Annotated in this window: 17 protein-coding genes and 1 riboswitch; all 17 genes read right to left on the bottom strand. The window is 34.4% G+C overall.

Annotated features, from left to right (window positions below; genetic code table 11):
• Nucleotides 1-488: 488 nt before the first annotated feature.
• The gene (locus HMPREF2715_RS07475) at nt 489-1859 is read right to left on the bottom strand and encodes a CitMHS family transporter (protein WP_070440928.1); all 1371 of its coding nucleotides are present in this window, start codon (nt 1857-1859) and stop codon (nt 489-491) included.
• A gap of 345 nt (nt 1860-2204) precedes the next feature.
• On the bottom strand, nt 2205-2804 hold the full coding sequence (cysC, locus tag HMPREF2715_RS07470; protein ID WP_037551520.1) for an adenylyl-sulfate kinase: 600 nt from the start codon (nt 2802-2804) through the stop codon (nt 2205-2207).
• A gap of 22 nt (nt 2805-2826) precedes the next feature.
• A complete protein-coding gene (gene sat / locus HMPREF2715_RS07465) occupies nt 2827-3999 on the bottom strand; it encodes a sulfate adenylyltransferase (RefSeq protein WP_070440931.1) in 1173 nt (390 codons plus the stop codon).
• Between the two features lie 51 nt (nt 4000-4050).
• Nucleotides 4051-4920 (bottom strand): sulfite exporter TauE/SafE family protein, encoded by an 870-nt coding sequence (locus HMPREF2715_RS07460; protein ID WP_070839747.1) that lies wholly within the window; start codon nt 4918-4920, stop codon nt 4051-4053.
• 20 nt (nt 4921-4940) lie between these two features.
• Nucleotides 4941-5552: an NAD(P)-binding protein gene (locus HMPREF2715_RS07455; protein WP_070440934.1), complete on the bottom strand. Its 612-nt coding sequence runs from the start codon at nt 5550-5552 to the stop codon at nt 4941-4943.
• Nucleotides 5553-5595: 43 nt separating this feature from the next.
• Nucleotides 5596-6360, bottom strand: coding sequence for a uroporphyrinogen-III C-methyltransferase (gene cobA, locus HMPREF2715_RS07450; RefSeq protein ID WP_011274742.1), 765 nt, complete (start codon nt 6358-6360; stop codon nt 5596-5598).
• Nucleotides 6361-6395: 35 nt separating this feature from the next.
• A complete protein-coding gene (gene cysI / locus HMPREF2715_RS07445; RefSeq protein ID WP_037551515.1) occupies nt 6396-8117 on the bottom strand; it encodes an assimilatory sulfite reductase (NADPH) hemoprotein subunit in 1722 nt (573 codons plus the stop codon).
• Nucleotides 8118-8135: 18 nt separating this feature from the next.
• Nucleotides 8136-10004, bottom strand: a complete 1869-nt coding sequence (locus tag HMPREF2715_RS07440; protein ID WP_070839743.1) for an assimilatory sulfite reductase (NADPH) flavoprotein subunit — start codon at nt 10002-10004, stop codon at nt 8136-8138.
• 173 nt (nt 10005-10177) lie between these two features.
• Entirely contained in the window at nt 10178-10909 is a 732-nt protein-coding gene (locus tag HMPREF2715_RS07435) for a phosphoadenylyl-sulfate reductase (RefSeq protein ID WP_070440943.1), read from the bottom strand.
• 196 nt (nt 10910-11105) lie between these two features.
• On the bottom strand, nt 11106-11921 hold the full coding sequence (locus tag HMPREF2715_RS07430; protein ID WP_070440946.1) for a zinc ribbon domain-containing protein: 816 nt from the start codon (nt 11919-11921) through the stop codon (nt 11106-11108).
• Between the two features lie 173 nt (nt 11922-12094).
• Nucleotides 12095-13213, bottom strand: a complete 1119-nt coding sequence (locus tag HMPREF2715_RS07425; RefSeq protein WP_070440949.1) for a 5,10-methylene-tetrahydrofolate dehydrogenase — start codon at nt 13211-13213, stop codon at nt 12095-12097.
• Nucleotides 13210-14409 carry a 5,10-methylene-tetrahydrofolate dehydrogenase gene (locus HMPREF2715_RS07420; RefSeq protein WP_070581006.1) on the bottom strand — a complete coding sequence of 400 codons (1200 nt, stop codon included), beginning with the start codon at nt 14407-14409 and terminating at the stop codon, nt 13210-13212. Before HMPREF2715_RS07420 ends, HMPREF2715_RS07425 begins: the two co-directional genes overlap by 4 nt.
• A gap of 359 nt (nt 14410-14768) precedes the next feature.
• Nucleotides 14769-14870: riboswitch (TPP riboswitch) on the top strand.
• A gap of 342 nt (nt 14871-15212) precedes the next feature.
• Nucleotides 15213-16217 (bottom strand): DUF4064 domain-containing protein, encoded by a 1005-nt coding sequence (locus HMPREF2715_RS07415; protein WP_070440955.1) that lies wholly within the window; start codon nt 16215-16217, stop codon nt 15213-15215.
• 89 nt (nt 16218-16306) lie between these two features.
• Nucleotides 16307-18298, bottom strand: a complete 1992-nt coding sequence (locus tag HMPREF2715_RS07410) for an ABC transporter permease (protein WP_070581008.1) — start codon at nt 18296-18298, stop codon at nt 16307-16309.
• 1 nt (nt 18299) lies between these two features.
• Nucleotides 18300-19049 (bottom strand): ABC transporter ATP-binding protein, encoded by a 750-nt coding sequence (locus tag HMPREF2715_RS07405; RefSeq protein ID WP_070440961.1) that lies wholly within the window; start codon nt 19047-19049, stop codon nt 18300-18302.
• A gap of 174 nt (nt 19050-19223) precedes the next feature.
• Nucleotides 19224-20120 carry a sensor histidine kinase gene (locus tag HMPREF2715_RS07400; RefSeq protein WP_053036308.1) on the bottom strand — a complete coding sequence of 299 codons (897 nt, stop codon included), beginning with the start codon at nt 20118-20120 and terminating at the stop codon, nt 19224-19226.
• A 2-nt stretch (nt 20121-20122) separates the two neighbouring features.
• Nucleotides 20123-20800 (bottom strand): response regulator transcription factor, encoded by a 678-nt coding sequence (locus HMPREF2715_RS07395; protein ID WP_070440967.1) that lies wholly within the window; start codon nt 20798-20800, stop codon nt 20123-20125.
• Nucleotides 20801-20824: the final 24 nt, after the last annotated feature.

The raw sequence follows: 20824 nt of genomic DNA, 5'->3' as shown, positions 1-20824 counted from the left end.
TTTTTTCTCGTGGCTACCTGCAATTGACATATCAGAAATTTTAAATCATTTGATTCAAAATAGTTTTAAGAAATTTTTTCCTCGTTAAATAACGACAAGACATACTCTAACAGACACACAAGGGTTTGTGTGGAATGTTAAGGGTTTGTAAATGAATCATAATAATTTTACGTTTCATGTAATAAACATAGACTTATATTACAATTATAAAAACACTTCTATGACAGTGCTTATACTATATTAATCAACAATGTATATACCCGACTTGTAAAATATCTGATAATTTTAAAGATGTTTTATTTCATGAAAAGTGGGAAATATGAATCGTTTTCAAGGTTTGGCGAGGATATTTTGGAAGTATTTTTTATAATAGTAATGATAAAAAAATCAAATCCCCCCTTATAAGACATCAGCGACATACTTATAAGGAGGAATATGAGTTTAATTATTCAATTAAAATCTTTTAACAACGTACTGTATCTAGTAATTTAGATTGTAACTGTACCAATTAATACTGCTATGCCTAATAACACAATCGCAAATCCCCAAATCCAAAAGAATGCATACTTAATATATGTACCCATATTTGCCTCAGCGAGACCAATAGCTAACCATAATGCAGGAGAGAATGGGCTTACAAATGTTCCTACAATATTACCGATTACCATTGAATATGCTGTTGAAACTGGATTAATACCAAATTGACTTGCAGTTTGTTCTACTATAGGAAGTAACGCGAAATAATACGCATCTGTACTTGTAAGTAAATCAAGTGGAACACCAAAGAAACCAACAATGATATGTAAATATGGTCCAACGGCATCAGGAATGATCTTAATGAAATTTAAAGCAATTGACTTTAACATACCTGTCTCTTCTAAAACACCCAAGAACATACCTGCTGCTATAATAACTGCGGCCATCATTAATGCATTTGGTGCATGTGCCTTTAGACGGTTCATTTGTTCATCCACATTTGGGAAGTTAATCACTAATGCAATTGCAACACCAACCATAAAGGCAAATTCTGGCGGTGCAATGTTAGTTAACATCATAACTAATACGATAATCGTCAACAATACATTGGTCCAAATTACCCAACCATGTTTGAGCGCGCGTCCTCTTACAGGAAACTTAATGTCTTGATCTCGTTCGTAGTTTTTCACAAGTCGATGAATATCAATGTTTAATGTAGGTTCTACTTCACCGTTATCGATTGCCTTCTTAATTCGTTTCTTTTCCCTAAACCCTAAATAAGTTGCGAAGATAAGTACTAACACGAAGCCAATCAATTGTACTGGAATGATGCCATACCATAATTCGTTAACACTTTTCACTTTCAATACAGAAGCAACACGAGCCATTGGACCGCCCCAAGGCACCATATTCATAATCGCAGCACTAATTGCTAGTAAAAGAATTAATAAGTATTTGTTCATGTTTAAAGCTTTATATAGTGGCAATAATGCAGGAATTGATAATAAGAAAGTGACAGCACCTGCACCATCTAATTGTGCAAACATACCAATCAATGCTGTGACAATACAAACAATGACTACATTACCGCGAGTCATTAATATAAGTCGTTTGACAATAGGTTTGAACAGTCCACTGTCAGTCATAATGCCAAAGAATATAATTGCGAAGATAAACATGATGACTACGCTCATCACAGATTCTAAACCACTATTAAAGAATTTAACTAAATCTTTAATGCCGTATCCTAATAGCAAAGCACCAATACTAGGAATTAAAATCATACCAACGACCGGACTAATCTTTTTTGCAATTAAAAGTCCAACAATTGAGCCGATAATGATTATCCCCATTATTGTTAACCACATACTATCCCCTTGCATGTGAATTCCCCCTTATTTCGAAATACGCTTTCCACTTATATAGAAAACGTTTTCATAATTTTATCAGAAATCTGACTTTAATTTAAGACGATATGCAAAAAAAGCGTATGGGGTGGGACAGAAATAATATTTTCTCAAAATTTATTTCGTTGTATCCCCAGCTTGTTTAGCTTGTAGAATTTCTTTAGGAAATTCTCTTTGCTGGGGCCCCGCCTACCAGGCAAGGATGACTAGGTTTGAAAAAAGCTTGATTCAAGTACATTTTCAAATCAGTCAGCTACTAACAAAATGATAAAAATAGGCTGAGACATTTTATTTTGTCCCAGCCTCACACGCATAATAATTTTAAATAATTTCTTTATTCTTCAAATATTCAATAATAGTACTTACTGATTCTTCTACACTTTGATGTTCTGTATTAATCGTAATTTCTGGTTGATGTGGTGCTTCATACGGCGCACTTATACCAGTAAATTCTTTTATTTCACCAGAGCGCGCTTTTTTATAAAGACCTTTAGGATCACGTTGTTCACATGCTTCCACGCTACACTCTGTGTAAACTTCAATGAATTCTCCATCTTCTAAAATTTCACGAACTTCATCACGATCTGCTCTGTAAGGCGAAATAAATGCTGTTATAGCAATTGTTCCCGCATCTACAAGTAATTTACTTACTTCACCAATGCGTCGAATATTTTCCTTACGATCTTCTGGACTAAAGCCTAAATTCTTATTTAAACCATGTCTTACATTATCGCCGTCTAATCGATAAGAATGTTTTTCTAATTGAAACAAAGCTTTTTCAAGTTCTACTGATACAGTTGATTTTCCAGATCCTGATAATCCTGTAAACCATATCACTACACTTTTATGACCATTTTGTTGTTGTCTATCTGACTTAGTAACTTCAGAATCATGCCATGTAATATTACTTGATTGACTCATGCTAAATCCCTCCGAATTAATTTTATTTTAACCCTTTGATTAAGACTTCAGCTACTTCAGGTCTAGAGAATTTTGTAGGTAATGATTCACCATTTCTTAGTTTTTCTCTTACTTTAGTACCACTTAAATGTACATGCTCTGATGCGTCGTGTGGGCATGTTTTAGCAGTAGCCATGTTGCCACATTTTTCACAATAAAATGCATGTTCAAATTTCAATATTTGAATATCTAGTTCATCTTCAAATTGAGAAATTAATTCTTGTGCTTCATATGTGCCATAATAATCGCCCACTCCTGCATGGTCACGTCCAACAATGAAATGTGTACAACCATAGTTTTTACGTACTGTAGCATGTAGAATTGCTTCACGTGGACCAGCATAACGCATTGCCGCAGGATAAATGACTAAGCGCGCTCTATCTTTAGGGAAGTAGTTCTTTAAGATAGCTTGATAACTTTCCATACGAACGTCCGCTGGAATATCATCTGATTTCGTTTCTCCTACTAACGGATTAAGTACAAGACCATCTACAATTTCTAATGCAGATTTTTGTATATATTCATGCGCACGATGTACAGGATTTCTTGTTTGGAATCCAACGACAGTCTTCCATCCTAAATCATGGAATAATTGACGTGTTTCTGCTGGGTCTAAATGGAAATCAGAGAACTCATCATGTTTAGGTCGATTAATTAATTGGATTGGTCCAGCAAGGTAAACATTCCCTTTGTCATAAACCTTTTTAACACCTGGATGTGCCTCGTCAGTCGTACCATACACATTTTGAGCTTCTTTTTTCTTATCATATGTGTACTTTTCTTCTAATTTCAATGTGCCATATAATTCGCCATCTTCACCGTATAATGCAATGTCATCACCGATTTCTAATTTATCCGCTTCTTCTTCAGTAACTGGTAGTGTAATCGGAATGCTCCACACTAATCCATTTTCAAGATGTGTATCTTCAACAACTTTAGTGTAGTCAGCCTCACCCATAAATCCTGTTAACGGACTAAAACCACCAATACCGATTAATTCTAAGTCAGAAATTGACCAAGGATTTAAAGTAATCACTTTATATGATTGTGCTGCTTCTAAAAGATGATCTCTTTCTTCACCTTCTACTACGCGGTTAATTAATGTACCACCATGTGGTTTAATCGTATAATTAATAATCTGTTCATGTGTTGTCATTTTTGATAACTCCTTTTCCAATTAATTAGATTAGTTTACTCGGTTTTATTTTCAAGAAAAAGACAATTTTTTGTTGCGAATCACAGTGATAATAACAAGTATCACAATCGCACAAATAATTGCGAATCTTACAATATTTGAAATTGTGTCATCGTGTACGAAATAAGTCATTAATGCATTGCTATTTGTGAAGATGATTAAGCCACCAACACAAATGGCTAAAATATTAATTGGTAATATTTTTGTTAAATATGCAGAGATAGGTGCTGCAATCATACCGCCGAAACTTAACGCAATAACAAACCACCAATTAATCTGAGTAATACCTAAGAAGATGATGAAACTCAATGACGTTGATAACGTTACAAAAAACTCACTCGCCGATACAGTACCAATTGCATATCGTGGTTGAATCTTATGACTAGCTAATAACAAAGGTGTATTTACTGGTCCCCAGCCACCTCCACCAATCGCATCTAAGAATCCGGCGATAGCACCTTGAGGCACAAGTTTGAAACCACTCAACTTACCAACATGTGTATGAATTTCTCTATTTCTTTTAAATAAAAATTGATACAAAATATATATACCCATTGAAAGTAAGAACAATGCGATATATGGCTTAATATAATCCCCATGTATTTGTGTAAGTAGACCTGCACCAATAAATCCACTTATAGCACCTGGAATAGCTAACTTTAACATGGTGGGCTTATGCACATTCTCAAATTTCCAATGTGATGTTCCTGATGCAGCAGTTGTAGCTATTTCTGAAAAATGTACAGTTGCCGATACAATGGCCGGTGCAATCCCATAAGTTAATAATATTGATGATGATGAGGCACCGAATCCCATGCCAAGTGAACCATCAACAAGTTGGGCTAAAAAACCAGCTAATGCAAATATAAATAATTTTCTCATATATCACATGCCCCCTGACATTAAACTTGTGATTGAAGCCATCGCTTGAATTCTTTTTGTTTCTCCTCATCCAAATAGTCCTCAGATAATACATGTTGTAATAACGCTTGCTTTCTAGATGGCTCTATCGGTGATGCTTTAATAAGTTGTCTACTTTCATATAAAAAATCGATATAACTTTCATAACGTTCATCGTAAGTGTCTTGCAATGTCGATATAATTTGTCGACCTAGTTTAGGACTTGCACCATCTGTAGATACACTAATAGTCAATTTGCCACGTCTAAGCATACTAGGAAACGTCACATTCCCCTTAGAAGCATCTGCAGCGTGATTTAACAATGTACCTTCTGGCAAACTATCTTTAACATGTTGATTTACCTCTGGTTGATTTGTCGCAATAATAACTAGAAATGCGCGACTAATATCTTGTGGTTCAAACATTTTTTCAGCCCAAGTCAATCGCTGTTGCTGAAATAAAGTATGTAATTCTTTGGTGATTGAAGGACTAACAATATGAACATGAGAACAGTATTCAACTAATGACATTGCTCGTCGAGTTGCTACCTTCCCACCACCAACTATGACAATCTTTTTATTTTGTAAATCAATCATAAGTGGCATATTGCTCATATTGTATCCTCCTTTTATGATTATTCTTTTTTATTATTAATAATTAAGGTAAGGTTATTTCTAAATCCGTAGTTTGTTCTTTAAACCAACTAATTTTTTGTCGCATTTGGACAACATCGCCAATAATAATCATAGCAGGATTTTTTATTTCTGACGCTTTTTCAACGATGTTACCTAACGTACCATCAATTGTTTTTTGAGAAGTCGTCGTTCCTAAATGAACAAGTGCGACAGGCGTGTCAATTGATTTACCATGTTCAATAAGTAGGTCACAAATTTCTGGTAATCGTTTAACACCCATATAAACACAAAGTGTTTCTGGACCATGCGCTAAATGTGCCCAATAATCATCTTTAGACATACCAGGTTTATTAACTGCTGTCACAAAAGCAACTGACGAACTATAATCTCTGTGCGTGACAGGAATGCCTGCATAAGCTGGTGCAGCAATGCCCGAAGTGATACCAGGCACAATTTCAAATGCAATCTGATGTTGTGCCAATATTTCTGCCTCTTCACCACCTCGGCCAAAGACAAACGGGTCACCACCTTTTAAACGAGTAATAACATGTCCTTTTTTTGCTAAATTAACCAACATCCGATTCGTTTCTTCTTGCGGTAATGAATGTCTATTCGGGTCTTTACCACAATAAAAGAACTTTGTCCCTGGTTTAGCTAAATCTAAAATGTCTTTATTGACTAGGCGATCATATAAAATCACATCTGACATTTGAATGGCTTTCATACCTTTGATAGTTAATAAATCAGGATCACCAGGTCCTGCTCCTACTAAATACACTTTCCCCATGTTGTCACCCCGTTTAAAATAACTTATTTCAAACTTTAACTATGGAAGTCTTGTCCTCCATGAACTTTAGCAACAACGCCCGAACGTATGACAAAGTCACCAAAATGCTCACCTTCAAGACGTTCTTTACCATAATCCATAAGAATTGGACGTAGACTTTCAAGAATTTCTTGTTCTCCAATATTCTCTTTGTACAATTTATTTAAACGTTCACCTTTGAAGCCACCGCCTAAATACATATTATATTTGCCAGGTGCTTTACCTATAAATGCAATTTCTGCAAGTGCTGGTCTAGCGCAACCATTTGGGCATCCAGTCATACGGATTGTGATTTCTTCATCATCCACACCCGCTTCATCTAATAAGTCTTCAATCTTAGAGATTAATGATGGTAAATAACGTTCTGACTCAGCCATCGCTAATCCACATGTTGGGAACGCGACACATGCCATTGAATTACGTCTTAATCCCGTATAATTTTTACCATCTGTTAAACCATACTGATCGATAAGACTTTGAATTTCTTCTTTTTTCTCTGGAGTTACATTTGCAATAATTAAATTTTGGTTAGGAGATAATCTGAAGTCACCCGTATGTGTTTCTGCAATTTTTCGTAATGCCGTTTTCAATTGATAATCTTCTGTATCTTTAACACGTCCATTTTGAATGAATAAAGTATAATTCCAAACACCTTCGTCGCCCTCAATCCAACCTAGACGATCGCCATTATGTTCGAATTCAAAATCACGTGGTTCTTCAATTTCCCATCCTAAACGTGTATTTAGTTCTTCTACAACTTTATCCACACCTAAGCGGTCAACTGTATATTTGAATCGTGCGTTCTTGCGGTTCTCACGATTACCATAATCACGTTGAATTGTTAAGATTTTCTCACAAACATCAACGACTTGTTCTTTAGGAACGAAACCAGCTAAACGACCAACTTGTGGGTACGTATCTGTATTTCCGTGCGTCATACCCATACCGCCACCAACTGTGACATTAAATCCGACAAGTGTTTCATCTTCAACGATACCGATAAGTCCGATGTCTTGTGAATAGACATCAATATCATTAGATGGTGGTAAGGCGATACCAATTTTAAACTTACGTGGTAAATATTTCTTACCGTACATTGGTTCAATTTCTTCTGAAGAATCTAATACTTTCTCTCCATCTAACCAAATTTCATGATAGGCATTTGTCTTAGGTAATAGATGGTCACTGATTTTAGTTGCATAATCATTAATCTCTTTATGAATATGAGATTGATATGGATTAGGATTACACATTGTATTACGATTCACGTCCCCACATGCCGCAATCGTATCGAGTACAGACTCATTAATTTTCTTCATAGATGTTTTTAAATTTCTTTTTAAAATGCCGTGAAATTGGAAAGTCTGACGTGTTGTTAATTTCAACGTTTGGTTGGCATAATTATTAGAAATGTCATCCATGGCAATCCATTGTTCAGGTGTAGCTGTTCCTCCTGGTAGACGCACGCGAATCATAAAGCTGTAAGCTGGTTCTAATTTCTGCTTGCGACGTTCGTCACGTAAATCTCTATCATCTTGTTGGTAGCTACCATGGAATTTCAATAATTTAGTGTCATCATCTGAAATAGCACCAGTAAGTGGGTCTGCTAAGCCTTGCTCAATTGTCCCACGTAAATAATTACTTTCGTCTTTTAAATACTCTAAAGCATCTAGCTTCTTATCAAGTTCTTCTGACATTTGCTTATTTGTCTTAGCCATTAAGTACCACCCTTTCTATTAGTACACATCGCGTTGGTAACGTTTATCTTTCTTCATTTGTTTAAGGTAGGCTTCAGCATCTTCTTCAGATAAGTTTTGTTCTTTCATTAAAACATTGCGGATAGCTTGATGTACATCTTTCGCCATATGTTTTTCATCACCACAAATGTAAAGTGAAGCACCTTTTTGAAGCCATTCATTAAATTCTTTACTGCGTTCAGCAATACGATGTTGGACGTATACTTTTTCACCAGTGTCTCTTGAGAATGCAACATCCATTTTTCCTAGCACGCCGTCTTTCAACCATTCTTGCCATTCTGTTTGATATAGGAAGTCTGTTGTAAAGTGTTGATCACCAAAGAATAACCAAGTATTACCTTTAAATCCATGCTCTTCTCTTTCCTGCATGTATGCTCTAAATGGTGCAACACCTGTTCCAGGTCCAATCATGATAACTGGTGTGTCACCCTCTTTAGGGAATTTGAAGTTTGGATTGCGTTTCAAGTAAATTGGAACAGTGTCACCTGGTTGAATACGTTCAGCAAATTGAACTGAACATACACCTGAACGGTCACGTCCATGTGAGTTGTATCTAACTGCCCCAACTGTAATATGCACTTCATCTGGTAGCGCTTGATAACTATTAGATATTGAATATTCTCTAGGTGGTAATTTTCTTAATAATTGATATAAATTTTCTGGTTGAAGTTCTGTTGTCGCAAAGTCATTTAATAAGTCGATTAAGTCACGACCTTCAATGTAACTTTGAACCCATTCATTATCTTCAACCTTTTCATTAAGTTCTTCATTTTCAAAGAATGACGCCGCATTGATAAGAAGCGGTTTCGTTAACTTCGTAATTTCAAAATGAGTTGTTAAGGCTTCTTCTAATCCTAATGTGTCACCCTCATCTGAAATTTGAACTTGATCATTCGGATCCCAACCTAATGTGCTAATTAATAAATCAACTAAAGCTGGGTCATTTTGAGGTAGAACGACTAAACAGTCTCCAACTTCATAATCTTCACCGAAATTATCTAATAGAAATTCAATATGACGTGTTTCCTTATTTGAACCTTGTCCATTAAGGTTAATGTTTTCTAAGACTTCTGCTTGATATGGATTTGCTTTAGAGAATTTCTTTTCTTTCGCAGATTTAATTGATTCACTTACAATTTGTTCATTTTGAGTGCCTTCTGGTGCAGTATCTATCGCATTGATTACATTTGCCATCCACTTTTCAGCGTCTTCTTCATAATCAACGTCGCAATCCACACGATCATATATACGTTCAGCACCTAATTCATCTAGTTTTCTATCAAAATCACGACCTGTTTGACAGAAGTATTCATACGTTTGATCCCCTAATGCTAGAACTGAGAATCTCACACCTTCAAGTTTAGGTGCCTTACGACCATGAATGAACTCATGCAATTCAGCTGCATTATCAGGTGGATCCCCTTCACCTTGAGTAGAAGTGATAATGAATAAATCTTCAACATTTTTTAGGTTCTTAGGTTTAAATTCGTCCATTGCTTTCAATGTCACGTTATGACCTATATTTGATAAGCGTTCTTCAAATATTTCAGCTAACCCTTGTGCATTACCTGTTTCAGAACCATATAAGAGTGTAATTGCTCGTTTCTCCGGCGTGATGACAGGCTCGTTTTGTTGAAGCATTGCTTCTGTGCCTTCAGTTAGACCATTTGCATTTGTTGAACTTGAACCTGTTTGTGATGGTACAGTTCCATTTGACGTCAATTGTTGATTAGCAACTAAGTATCCACTTAACCATACCTTTTGTTCAGGTGTAAGTGTTTGTAAGAGTTCATTAATTTGTGCCGCTTGTCCTTCTGTAAAAGGACTATTTGTAACACTTAAATTCAATTGTATCCACCTCTTATTCCGTAAAATAACAATCATTTTATAAAAGCTTTATACTACTTTTATTATGTAAGAAATATGTCCGTCTGTACACTATTGTCGGACATATTTGTAGATTTTGTTTAAAACATATCAGAGTACTATGTTTTATGGTTAAAAATTTTTATCCAAACGCATTATGGTTTATCAGCAACATGTAAGCCACATTCTGTTTTATCGAAATTCGACCAACGCCCTGCTCTAGAATCATCTGAGTCAAATACAGGAGCGGTACATGGGATACAGCCAATACTAGGATAATGTTGATCATGCAATACATTATAAGGTAAATCATGTTTCTTAATATAGTCCCAAACTTCATCTTCTGTCCAATAAATTAAAGGACACACTTTCACTGATTTGAAACGTTCGTCTTTATTAATAAAGTTCGTATTTGCACGTGTTGGCGATTGGTCTCGACGTAAACCTGAAACCCAAGCAACAGCGCCACCTAACACTTCTTCTAAAGGTTTAATCTTTCTTATATAACAGCATTGATTAGGATTATTCTTCCACAATGCCGGATTATATTTGTCCGCTTGTTCCTCAATCGTTAAATCAGGCTTCTTCATTTCAATACGAAGTTTTGGAAAGCGTTCTTTCACTCTATCAATCAAGTCATACGTTTCTTGGAAATGTAAATCCGTATCTAGAAAGACAATTTGTGCATCTGGCTTAATCTGGTAAATCAAATCAATTAAAACCATACTTTCCGCACCAAAACTACATGAATAAACAATGGAATCACCATATGTGCGATACGCCCATTCTAATATTTCATAAGCGCCTTTAGTTGCATCGTCAGTAGAAATAGAATCAATGAAAGGGTCACCTTCAAAATTCTCATACGTAATTGTCGGTACTGACATAAACTTATGGTCCCCCCTAAAATTTCACAAATTTATTAATCTAATACCTATCAGAATTGTCAGAATAATATGTTACTACTTTATCGAGATTTTGCTATAAAGTCAAGGTTCTGAGGAGAATTATATAAAGAAGTAGGGAGTAGGACATTGATTCCATTTTGCATCCGTCACACTCCCTAAACGTTTCAACTTTTCCCTAGTAATGATTTTCTGGAATACACTGAATCAAAGCAATTTTATCGTTCTTTGTAGTTACTAAAATTTCAAAGCCATTATTTTTCACGGTATTATAAATATAACTTCCAGCATCATTATTTTTTTCATAATCACTGTATTTACTAATAAATGTTTGCTCATCAACATTTGAGGGTGACACGCCAATTCCTCTTACTACTTCAGTATTACCTTTCAATTCATAGACCACTGCTAAATCACCATAAATGGTATATAGATTATCCATGCCCACTTTGTGAAAAACACGATTGGATCTGCCATATCTTTTTTCCACTTCTGCTCTAGTCATGCCAGGTTTAATTCCCATGTAAGCATCCCTTGTATCCTTTTGCATAAATGACTTATGGAAATCCTCACTCATGACATCAATTTTAGGTGCTTGTGAATGAATCGCATCTTTGTCTTTTTCATCTTCACTTTGTTTCGCTTTTTGCTTTTCTGCTTTAATAGGATCATTAGACACTTTATCGTCATCCGTTGTTTCTTTATCTTTCTTCAAATGCGCTGTTGTAGTTGTAGTCTGCTCCGTTTGTTTCCCTTCTTTTAAAAAGAAATGATAATAAGCAAAACAGCAACTGACTATAATCCCAATAACAACTAAGACAACTAATATAAATAGCCAAATGCTTGGCTTACGCTCAGCTACCTCATATTGTGACTCAATCGAATCATCTTCAAATACGCGTAAATCATTGCCACATTTACTACAAAATCGTTGCTCTTTAGTTATTTTATTACCACATCTAGGACAAAAATTCTTGATATTACCTTCCTTCACTTCATGTTGCTAAATCTAAGTAGTTGTTGTGAATTTAGGACTCTTATTTGTTTTGACACCTACATTATATTTAATTTTAAATTAAGCACCAATTATTTTCTATAATCTTTTTATATAAATTTACCTAAAAAACAAAGCCGAAGAAAGCTTCACGCTTCTCGACTTTAATCTCGTTATCCTTCATCTTTATCTCTATCATCATATCGCATTTGTTGTCGGTAACCATAAGTACTTTCTTTGATTAGTTGATCATTTAATAATCCAGCACCAATCGCACCTGCAACAGTTGAAATAGAAGCAGCAAACCAAGGAATACTTAGATATAAATCAATTCCAGCCGGTCCTTTTAACCCTACCTGTTGCCCTAAGAAATTAGATGGTAGTAACACAAGTTCCGCAATTAAAAATAATGTGTAGAGAATAATGTAATAAATGATAATAGCTACAAAGAGCGTCATCACTGTAGTTAAGTTATATAACCATGTAATTCGTTTATTACGACTTTGTTTGACAGATTCCCACAAATCATGAGACATCATAATCCAAAGTAACATACCTAAGACTGCGATAATAGATATTCCAAATAGACGCCACATTGAGAATTCCATACTCATCTGCCACATAGTCGTAAATATTAAGCCAAATGCACCAGTGGTAAAAGCAATTGCCACAATATTACTAAGGCTTGCCATCATATTAAGTGGATTATTTGCAAATGTCATACCACTCACAAGCCGAACCATTCCCATTGACCTAGTATTGGATAAATAGCGTAAATGATCATTATCTGTTTCATCTAAATGTACTTCAGTTTTATCAATTTTAGATAATGGAAATTGTTTGTTAACTGCATATGTTACATGATTATTGTCATCATAATCATTCTTTTCAGATTCAGAATGATGCACTTCATTGATTATCGCAACGATGACGTTCTTAAAACGTTTCTTAACTGGGCGCCAACCAAATGCAGGATAAGAAAAGACAGCAGCACCATTCTTCTTATTGATGTCCAGTGCTAACACACGTTCATCATGAAACATAGGTAAATCTGTAATTGCAACGACATAATCCCATTCTCGCTTATCATGATAATCTTGTATCTTTTTAAAAATTTTGCCAACGGATTCTGCGTAGCCTGTCAGAGGATCAACCACGAGATCCACTTCCCAGTCATGTTGGTTGTTATTCTGGTGAGATAAGATGTTCGGAATATCATCCATTAAACTCTCAGCTAATTTTTCTGTAACACCAGGAGCAACAACTAAACCGATTGTTTTAGCTTCATTCATGCGTCATCCTCCTCTCTATGATCTTGTTTTTTACCTTCATACTGTTCATCATCATTACTTTCTTTGTTTGATGAAGATTGTTCCACGTCATGTTGCGATACATCTTGTGATTGTTGTTCTTTTTTCTCTTTTTCCTCTTGTTGCGCTTCTTTATAACGATGATATTGGCGATAAGAATACGTAATACGTCGTATCTTCTCTTCATTTTCTACAGTTGAGCCCATTGCACCCGCTAATAAACCAAGCGATGATACAAACCATAATAATTTCAAATAATTTATAAATGTGAAATCAGGATTTGCACTCGTCCAACTATTAAATAAACCTACAGGTACAAATAATGAAATACTAATAGATAGTAATACATATAAAACTACGTAATTCATCAATGTAATGATGACTAAAGTAAGTAATGTCGTCGCGTTATATACATAGCGATAAACACGTTGAGACTTTGCTGTTTTTCCTTCAAATAACTGATGCGCGTATAATAACCATCCCGCCATACCTAATATAGAAATAATCATTAAGACAATAAATCTTAAGGTTGAATATTGAACACTTAACTCCCATGGCATAGAGAAGATAGAAACATATGTCCCTGTCGCAAATGCAACGGAAATAATCTTCTTAAAATTAAACAAATTCCTCCATGGCTCATTCGCTCGCGTTAAACCTAAAATAAGCTGCAACCATCCTAATATAAAGTAGCGATTAATATAACGTCTTTTCGAACTTTCATCTTCTCGAGGATCAACAGCTTTAGGTTTAATCAGTGGATGCACTTTGGGGCGCTCTTTCGTATTATTGTGATATAACTGTTCAACTAGTGCTGTCATACTCTTCACTAACTTACGCTCTAAATTAATCCAACCTAACGCAGGTAATGAAAGCATAGAAACTTGCTTTTCACTATTAAAGTCACTAATAACAACTTTATTACCTGAGATACTTGGTAAATCTGTAATACAGATAACGAAATCCCATTCATATTCTTTCTTCAATTCTGCTGCTTTATCTATACTCTCATGTACATCCTCAGCAGATCCTATTAATAAATCTACTTTACTCTCGAAATGCCATTCATCCACATCCTTAATTCGGTCATGTAAATGTTGTTGAACCTTTGGTATCGCATTATCGACGAGCTTATGTGCAACGCCTGGCGATGGCACTAATCCAATCGTAAAGGTCATGATTAACCTCCTTCCTCTTCTAATATTTGCTAAGTTTACTATTGATTATTTGTTTGAAAAAGTATTAATTAACAGGGTCAAAATTATGCAATGCTCATTTTATGATAATAACAATACTTTTTGCAATTAAGGGAGTTGAACAGAATTCGTTTTGAATTCGCTTTTCAACTCTCGCAAGGATAACTAGTACTAAGAAGAGGTTAATTTTAAACTTATTATCAGTTCAGTCAGCTAATGCGAATTTGTATTGTAGACTTATGAAATTGTTTTATAATCGGCTATTCACATTAACTCTAACTAGTCAAATTACAGTCTTGACTTCTAAAATTAAAAATACTAAATTAAATACATAGTATAAAAATATGCACTAGGGGTGTTTTCAAACTGAGATGGAGTCATACTCCAAACCCTTTGAACCTGAACTAGATGGTACTAGCGTAGGAAAGTGTGGACGAAATCGTAGATAACTTGATTAAGGTCTAGATATGTCATGCCTTATTTCATATAAACTCACATCTATCATTTACGTAACTTTTCTATAGTGAAGGTTGCGTATTTTTTACTTTAAAAAAGAGACAGAGGTGACCGCCAGGCAATTTTATCATAGTAGCAAAAATGTCATGTTGAAATAAGCATTGTCTGAGAGAAGCTTAGACTAGTAGTATTGTAGAAAATTCATTTTATTTATCCATATAATAGAAATTAACGTAAAGTCGGTGATGCTAACTTAGGGACGTCACCGACTTCTTTATTACAATTAAAAAGAGCGAGACATTCGTCTCACTCTTTAAACGACTCAACTATTAATATTTATATGGGTCATTATCTTTTTTATCTTTCAATTTGTCTGCTTCATCACGTACAAAATCGTTATCTTTATGCTCATTTCGATCTTTATCAAAATCATTTAAATCTTTATGTGTTTCATCTTGATATCTATCACTATGAGAACCAAATTGACTACGTTCTTCATTGTGATGATTATGATTGTGCTCTTTATTTTGATTAAAGTTATTGTCTTTACGGTCATCTGAAGACCAATCTACATCATTACGACGGTTAAAGTCTTCATCTGAACGATGTAAGTCATCCCGACGATTAGACTCTTGATAATCATTACGCTCTAAATTAGAACGGTCATGATTATTATTGTCATAACGATTGTTATCATTGTGATTTGAATGGTTATGACTACCATTATGAACATCATCATTAGAATAATGTTCTTTAATATCTCTTTTTTCTTTCGCTTTATCTTCTTCATCTAAGATGAATGCATTGTTTTTAGCGTTAACATCTTTATCATCATGATGATTTTCACGACGGTTGTTATTGTCATAATAGCCATTAGCGTAATTATCTTTTTTCTTACCTTTTCTTACAAGTAGCATAATACCAGCTACGATCCAAAGAATAAAACTAATCCAGTTAGACAATAATGCAATTAGACCTGCAATAATTAATAAGATACCTGCAATTTTAGGTTTTTTACTAATTAAAATACCGCCAATAATCGCTAAAATTAGTGAAATTACAGCACCCCAAGTTAAGAAGCTAATGAAACTACCTAAAGCATCAATACCTTGATTCAATTCTGAAGTAGATACTGAATTACCTTGCTTTTGAGATTCACTAATCATTTGATCTTTAAAGTTATTATTTCCCATTAAAGGTTTAAGAACTAAGAACATGATTGCAGCTATTGCTTGCAATACAACCCCTAGCCAAGTAAGGATATGTTCAACTGTGCGTTTAATCTTGTTATTTTGCGTGTGATGTAATGTATTATCGTTTGTTTGATTAGCCATTTTTACGCCTCCTTTTTTTGTTGTATACCCTACCGATGATTAGGTTACACTTAATTTTTAAAAAGTATGGCAAATTTTTAATACTCGATCTAGTGATATCGATTAACAATCATGTAATAAATACGCGATGTAATCCAATACATCAACGCATACATAACAACAACCGAAATAATAACACCGACATAACTTGTCACAAACACACCAACATGATTAACATTCAGAATACTTAACACGTTATATATTATTTTTGAAGCAAAGATAACATGAATCGTTGCGACAATAATTGGCAATGCAAATATCCATATAATTTGTTTATTAATGGTATCTTTAATTCTGTCATTATCTATACCAACTTGCTGCATAATTTGATAATTCTTACGGTCCTCATATCCTTCTGCAACATTTTTATAATACATCATTAGAAATGTGCCAATGAATAAAATGATAGACACTACCGTTCCAATAAAGATAAGTCCTCCATTAATTTCATATAATGTGCCCGCCACTTCTTTTTTATCATCAATACTCACTTTATAGCGTTGCATTAATGTATTTTTCAACTTATCAAAATCAGATGTATGCTTTGTCATGATATTAAAATGCATAAATGTATTTTGAACTTTCTGCGTGCCATGATGGTCGTTCTTATCAGCATTGACATAATAATTGTTTAATTGTTGGAATGTCTTATCATCTGGAGTAATAATAGTTAACGCTCCTGGAACTGGATACGAATAATTATGACCATTTAACTGTTTAATATTGAATTGGTCCCCCATCATTGTTGCAGTTCTTAATTTTTTAAAAGGTTGATTTAAACTTTCAAATCCTAATTCCCCATGTTTCAACTTAACCTTCTTCGTATTTAGCTCATTATAATCGTGCTGTGTCATAATCACGAGATAGGTACTATTAATCGTCATATTATAATCTTTATTATTACGATGTTTAAATAATCCTGGTTGTTTGTAATCCACCGCAATCAGTGAAACTGCATTCTTCTTAAAGAAATCAACTTTAGCATGATCTTTAATATCACGTTCCAAATGACGTACTTTCTCCTGAGTCTTCTTATTATTGTGAAGATTTCCATCCATTGAAACTCTATATTGATCCGACATAATAGAATCGACCTGATTCGATATCCCTCTATAAGTTGAAATCGTCATACCCACAGTAACAATTAGAAATGTACATAACATCGTGATGCTTGCAAGTCCAATCGCATTTGAATTCATCCTAGACTGCAATCCTGAAATGGTAAAAAAGTATTTGGGATTATAATACCATTTAGGGATTCGTTTTAACCAATCTAATAGTAAAACGCCTAACGATAAATATAAGCAATATGTCCCAATCATAACCAAGCCAATTGCACCGAACAAATCATATAACGAGCGTAATACCATTTGATTAGAGAGCGCAATGTGATAACTGCTAAATAACGTAACAACTCCAATAACTAGTAAAACGTATAATACAAATTTGGGTAACTTTCTTTCAGCTCTTTGACGTTGATGTATTAATTTAATAGGACTTTGGAATAATATTTTTAAATTGTTAATCAAGAAGAGAAATAACATTACCGCTGCTAAAATAATTAAAGTAATGCACATCGCTTTCACATCAAAAGGATAATCCAATAGCGACATGCCCGTTTGATGCATTAATTTATTCATAAGCATAAAAATTAATACGCCAAAGAGATAGCCACCAGTTATACTGATAACCGCGATTAAAACATATTGATATACCATCTCGATGAGCCTAATCATTCGGAAATGTTTCTTCTCCATTCCAAGTATCATGTTCATCGCAAGTTCCTGTTGACGACGTTTCATCATGAAGCGATTGGCATATAAAATAAATATAAAACCCAAGACACTCATAAAGAAATTTCCCACACCAATAAATATAGGTAATAGCTGACTTCGTTTTTGGACGTAGTCATTCATATTTAAAGATAATAGAATAAATTCCGTTGCGAACATGATGCTCAGTGCTAATATAAAGGGCATGATCACATGTCGCTGCATCTTGAAGTTTTGAGCAATCATCTTCCAGAGCATATGTATGGTCATGTTAGTACCCACTTTCATTCAGAATAGCCAAACTATCAGCGATACGCTTTTGAAAATCTTGTTGCGATTCTTCCCCTCGGTAAATTTCATGATACAAACGTCCATCTTTAATAAATAATACTCGTTTAGCATAAGACGCATCGATAGTTGAATGAGTTACCATTAATATCGTTTGCGTATTATCATTAATTTCTCGAAATAGCGTCATGATTTGTTTCGAAGTCTTTGAATCGAGCGCACCGGTCGGCTCATCGGCGAGCAGTAAATCGGGTTCATTGATTAATGCACGACCAATCGCAATTCGTTGTTGTTCACCACCAGAAACTTGATACGGGTATTTAGAAAGTAATTTCTCAATACCTAATTTAGAACTTAGCGCATTCATACGCTGTTCCATTACTTTATGAGAGCGGTTAGCAAGCACAAGTGGCATTAAGATGTTATCTTGATTCGTCATAGTTGGTAAGACGTTGAAATCTTGAAAGACAAAGCCAAGATTATCACGACGAAAATGCGCAATTTGCTTATTACGTAACTTGCGAATATCTTGAGTGTTAATAGTGATGTTGCCTTCAGACACTTTATCAAACGTTGCAATTAAGTTTAATAATGTGGATTTACCTGAACCCGACTCACCCATAATGGCTACAAATTCTCCCTTATCAACTGTAAATGAAATGCCATTCAGCGCAGTAGTCGCATTTAACCCTCTGCCAAACGTTTTCTTTACATTTTTGACGTCTAATAACATCGCTTCAACCTCGCTCTCTTTAATAATTTTTTACAAAAATGATCACAATGAAGATGTAATCCAATAATTTAAGACCTCATGTTCCTTTTGTTATCTCTATCATAAAACAAAAAAATGCCAACAACATTGATAATTTCTTACAAATGTTGTTGGCTAGCTTACAATATTGAAAGTTTAATTATTTTTCGGGAAATAAATACTAAATGCCGTACCTTTGTTCAACTCAGACTGTACATCTACATGATGATGTAAATGTTGAGAGATATGTTTAACAATAAACAATCCAATGCCTGATGAATTAGCATTCAATCGACCATTATATCCTGAATAGCCTTTATCAAAGATCTTCGGTAAGTCAGCTTGACTAATACCGACACCATTATCACGAATAGTCAATACATGCTGTTGTTGGTCAAACGTAATCCAAATGTCCTTACCTCGCGCATACTTCAATGCATTATTTAGAATCTGTTCAATCATAATCGAACACCATTGTGCATCGGTCAGAACTTCATCCTCACACCGTTCATAATGAATCTTTGTCTTCTGATCAATAAATTGAATAGAATATTTCATAATTAATGGACGGACAAGGTCATTAATCTTTACTTTTGAAAAGGACATATCCGTTTCTTGGTTCATCAATTTTAAATAACTTAACGCTAAACTTGTATAATTATCAATTTGAATAATTTCTTGTCGCACTCGATTGACGACATTATCTTCATTACGCTCTAACAACAATTTAGATGCTGTAATAGGCGTCTTCATTTGATGAACCCACGTTAAGAAGTAATTCTCCACATTAGCTTGATATTCAGTTTGATCACTTTTCACCTGTTGCAATTCATGCTCTAGTTCATGAATAGTGTCTCTCATCTGAACTTGTTCTCTAAACCCACTTAATTGTACTAACCAATAAATTATCATGATGAATAGCATTATTCCGGCACCTAATAGATACGCACTCAGTGGCAAATTAAATAGAAAGAAGATAAGTAAGAATAATAATATAAATGTGATAACTATAATAATTTCATTTAATATTGATTTAATAAAAGCTTTCAGCATAATTAAGACACCTTATATCCAACATTCTTCTTAGTTTCAATTAAATCTATAACACCTATCGATTGTAATTTCTTACGCAATCGTGTCATATTGACTGCTAAAGTATTGTCATCTATAAAATTCTCCGACTCCCAACACTTTTCAATCAATGCGGTACGGCTGACATACTTACCTACATTGCGGAACAACATATTTAAGATTTGTAATTCAGTAAAGGACAATTGAACCGATTGAACCGATTCGTCTTCATGGTAAAGTGTTGCTTCATCTACAACAAGTTTGCAATTTTTAACAGTAATTTCATTATTAGACACTGCTAAATCATACGTTCTACGTAATAATGCTTGAATCTTAGTTATAGTTAACGATAAATTAAATGGTTTCTCGATAAAGTCATCGCCGCCCATTTGAATTGCCATAATTTGATCCATATTGTCGGTTCTTGAACTAATAAACATAATCGGTACATTAGAAGTCTTACGTATCTCCTGACACCAGTGATAGCCATTGAATGTCGGTAGATTGATATCGAGCAATACGAGTTGCGGTTGATTTGCATGAAATACGTCGATAATATTATCAAATTGTTTAGCCACGATGACCTCATAATTCCATTTCGATAACTCTTGCTCTAAACTTTCTGCAATGATAAAATCATCTTCCACGATGAATACTTTCATATTGCTCACCTTTCATTACTAATG

Origin of the sequence: Staphylococcus sp. HMSC062A01, assembly GCF_001836805.1 — a bacterium.
GTDB lineage: Bacteria > Bacillota > Bacilli > Staphylococcales > Staphylococcaceae > Staphylococcus > Staphylococcus haemolyticus.
Note: the sequence above shows the minus strand (reverse complement) of the source record. Positions and strands in the feature narration are given on the sequence as shown.

Bases quoted from the DNA above. Each gene is read 5' to 3' on its own strand.
- HMPREF2715_RS07475 (WP_070440928.1), bottom strand. From the start codon at position 1,859: ATGCAAGGGGATAGTATGTGGTTAACAATAATGGGGATAATCATTATC.
- HMPREF2715_RS07405 (WP_070440961.1), bottom strand. From the start codon at position 19,049: ATGTTATTAGACGTCAAAAATGTAAAGAAAACGTTTGGCAGAGGGTTA.
- HMPREF2715_RS07435 (WP_070440943.1), bottom strand. From the start codon at position 10,909: ATGTCAGTACCGACAATTACGTATGAGAATTTTGAAGGTGACCCTTTC.
- HMPREF2715_RS07400 (WP_053036308.1), bottom strand. From the start codon at position 20,120: ATGCTGAAAGCTTTTATTAAATCAATATTAAATGAAATTATTATAGTT.
- sat (WP_070440931.1), bottom strand. From the start codon at position 3,999: ATGACAACACATGAACAGATTATTAATTATACGATTAAACCACATGGT.
- cysI (WP_037551515.1), bottom strand. From the start codon at position 8,117: ATGGCTAAGACAAATAAGCAAATGTCAGAAGAACTTGATAAGAAGCTA.
- HMPREF2715_RS07460 (WP_070839747.1), bottom strand. From the start codon at position 4,920: ATGAGAAAATTATTTATATTTGCATTAGCTGGTTTTTTAGCCCAACTT.
- HMPREF2715_RS07395 (WP_070440967.1), bottom strand. From the start codon at position 20,800: ATGAAAGTATTCATCGTGGAAGATGATTTTATCATTGCAGAAAGTTTA.
- HMPREF2715_RS07415 (WP_070440955.1), bottom strand. From the start codon at position 16,217: ATGGCTAATCAAACAAACGATAATACATTACATCACACGCAAAATAAC.
- HMPREF2715_RS07420 (WP_070581006.1), bottom strand. From the start codon at position 14,409: ATGACCTTTACGATTGGATTAGTGCCATCGCCAGGCGTTGCACATAAG.
- HMPREF2715_RS07455 (WP_070440934.1), bottom strand. From the start codon at position 5,552: ATGAGCAATATGCCACTTATGATTGATTTACAAAATAAAAAGATTGTC.
- cysC (WP_037551520.1), bottom strand. From the start codon at position 2,804: ATGAGTCAATCAAGTAATATTACATGGCATGATTCTGAAGTTACTAAG.
- cobA (WP_011274742.1), bottom strand. From the start codon at position 6,360: ATGGGGAAAGTGTATTTAGTAGGAGCAGGACCTGGTGATCCTGATTTA.
- HMPREF2715_RS07410 (WP_070581008.1), bottom strand. From the start codon at position 18,298: ATGACCATACATATGCTCTGGAAGATGATTGCTCAAAACTTCAAGATG.
- HMPREF2715_RS07425 (WP_070440949.1), bottom strand. From the start codon at position 13,213: ATGAATGAAGCTAAAACAATCGGTTTAGTTGTTGCTCCTGGTGTTACA.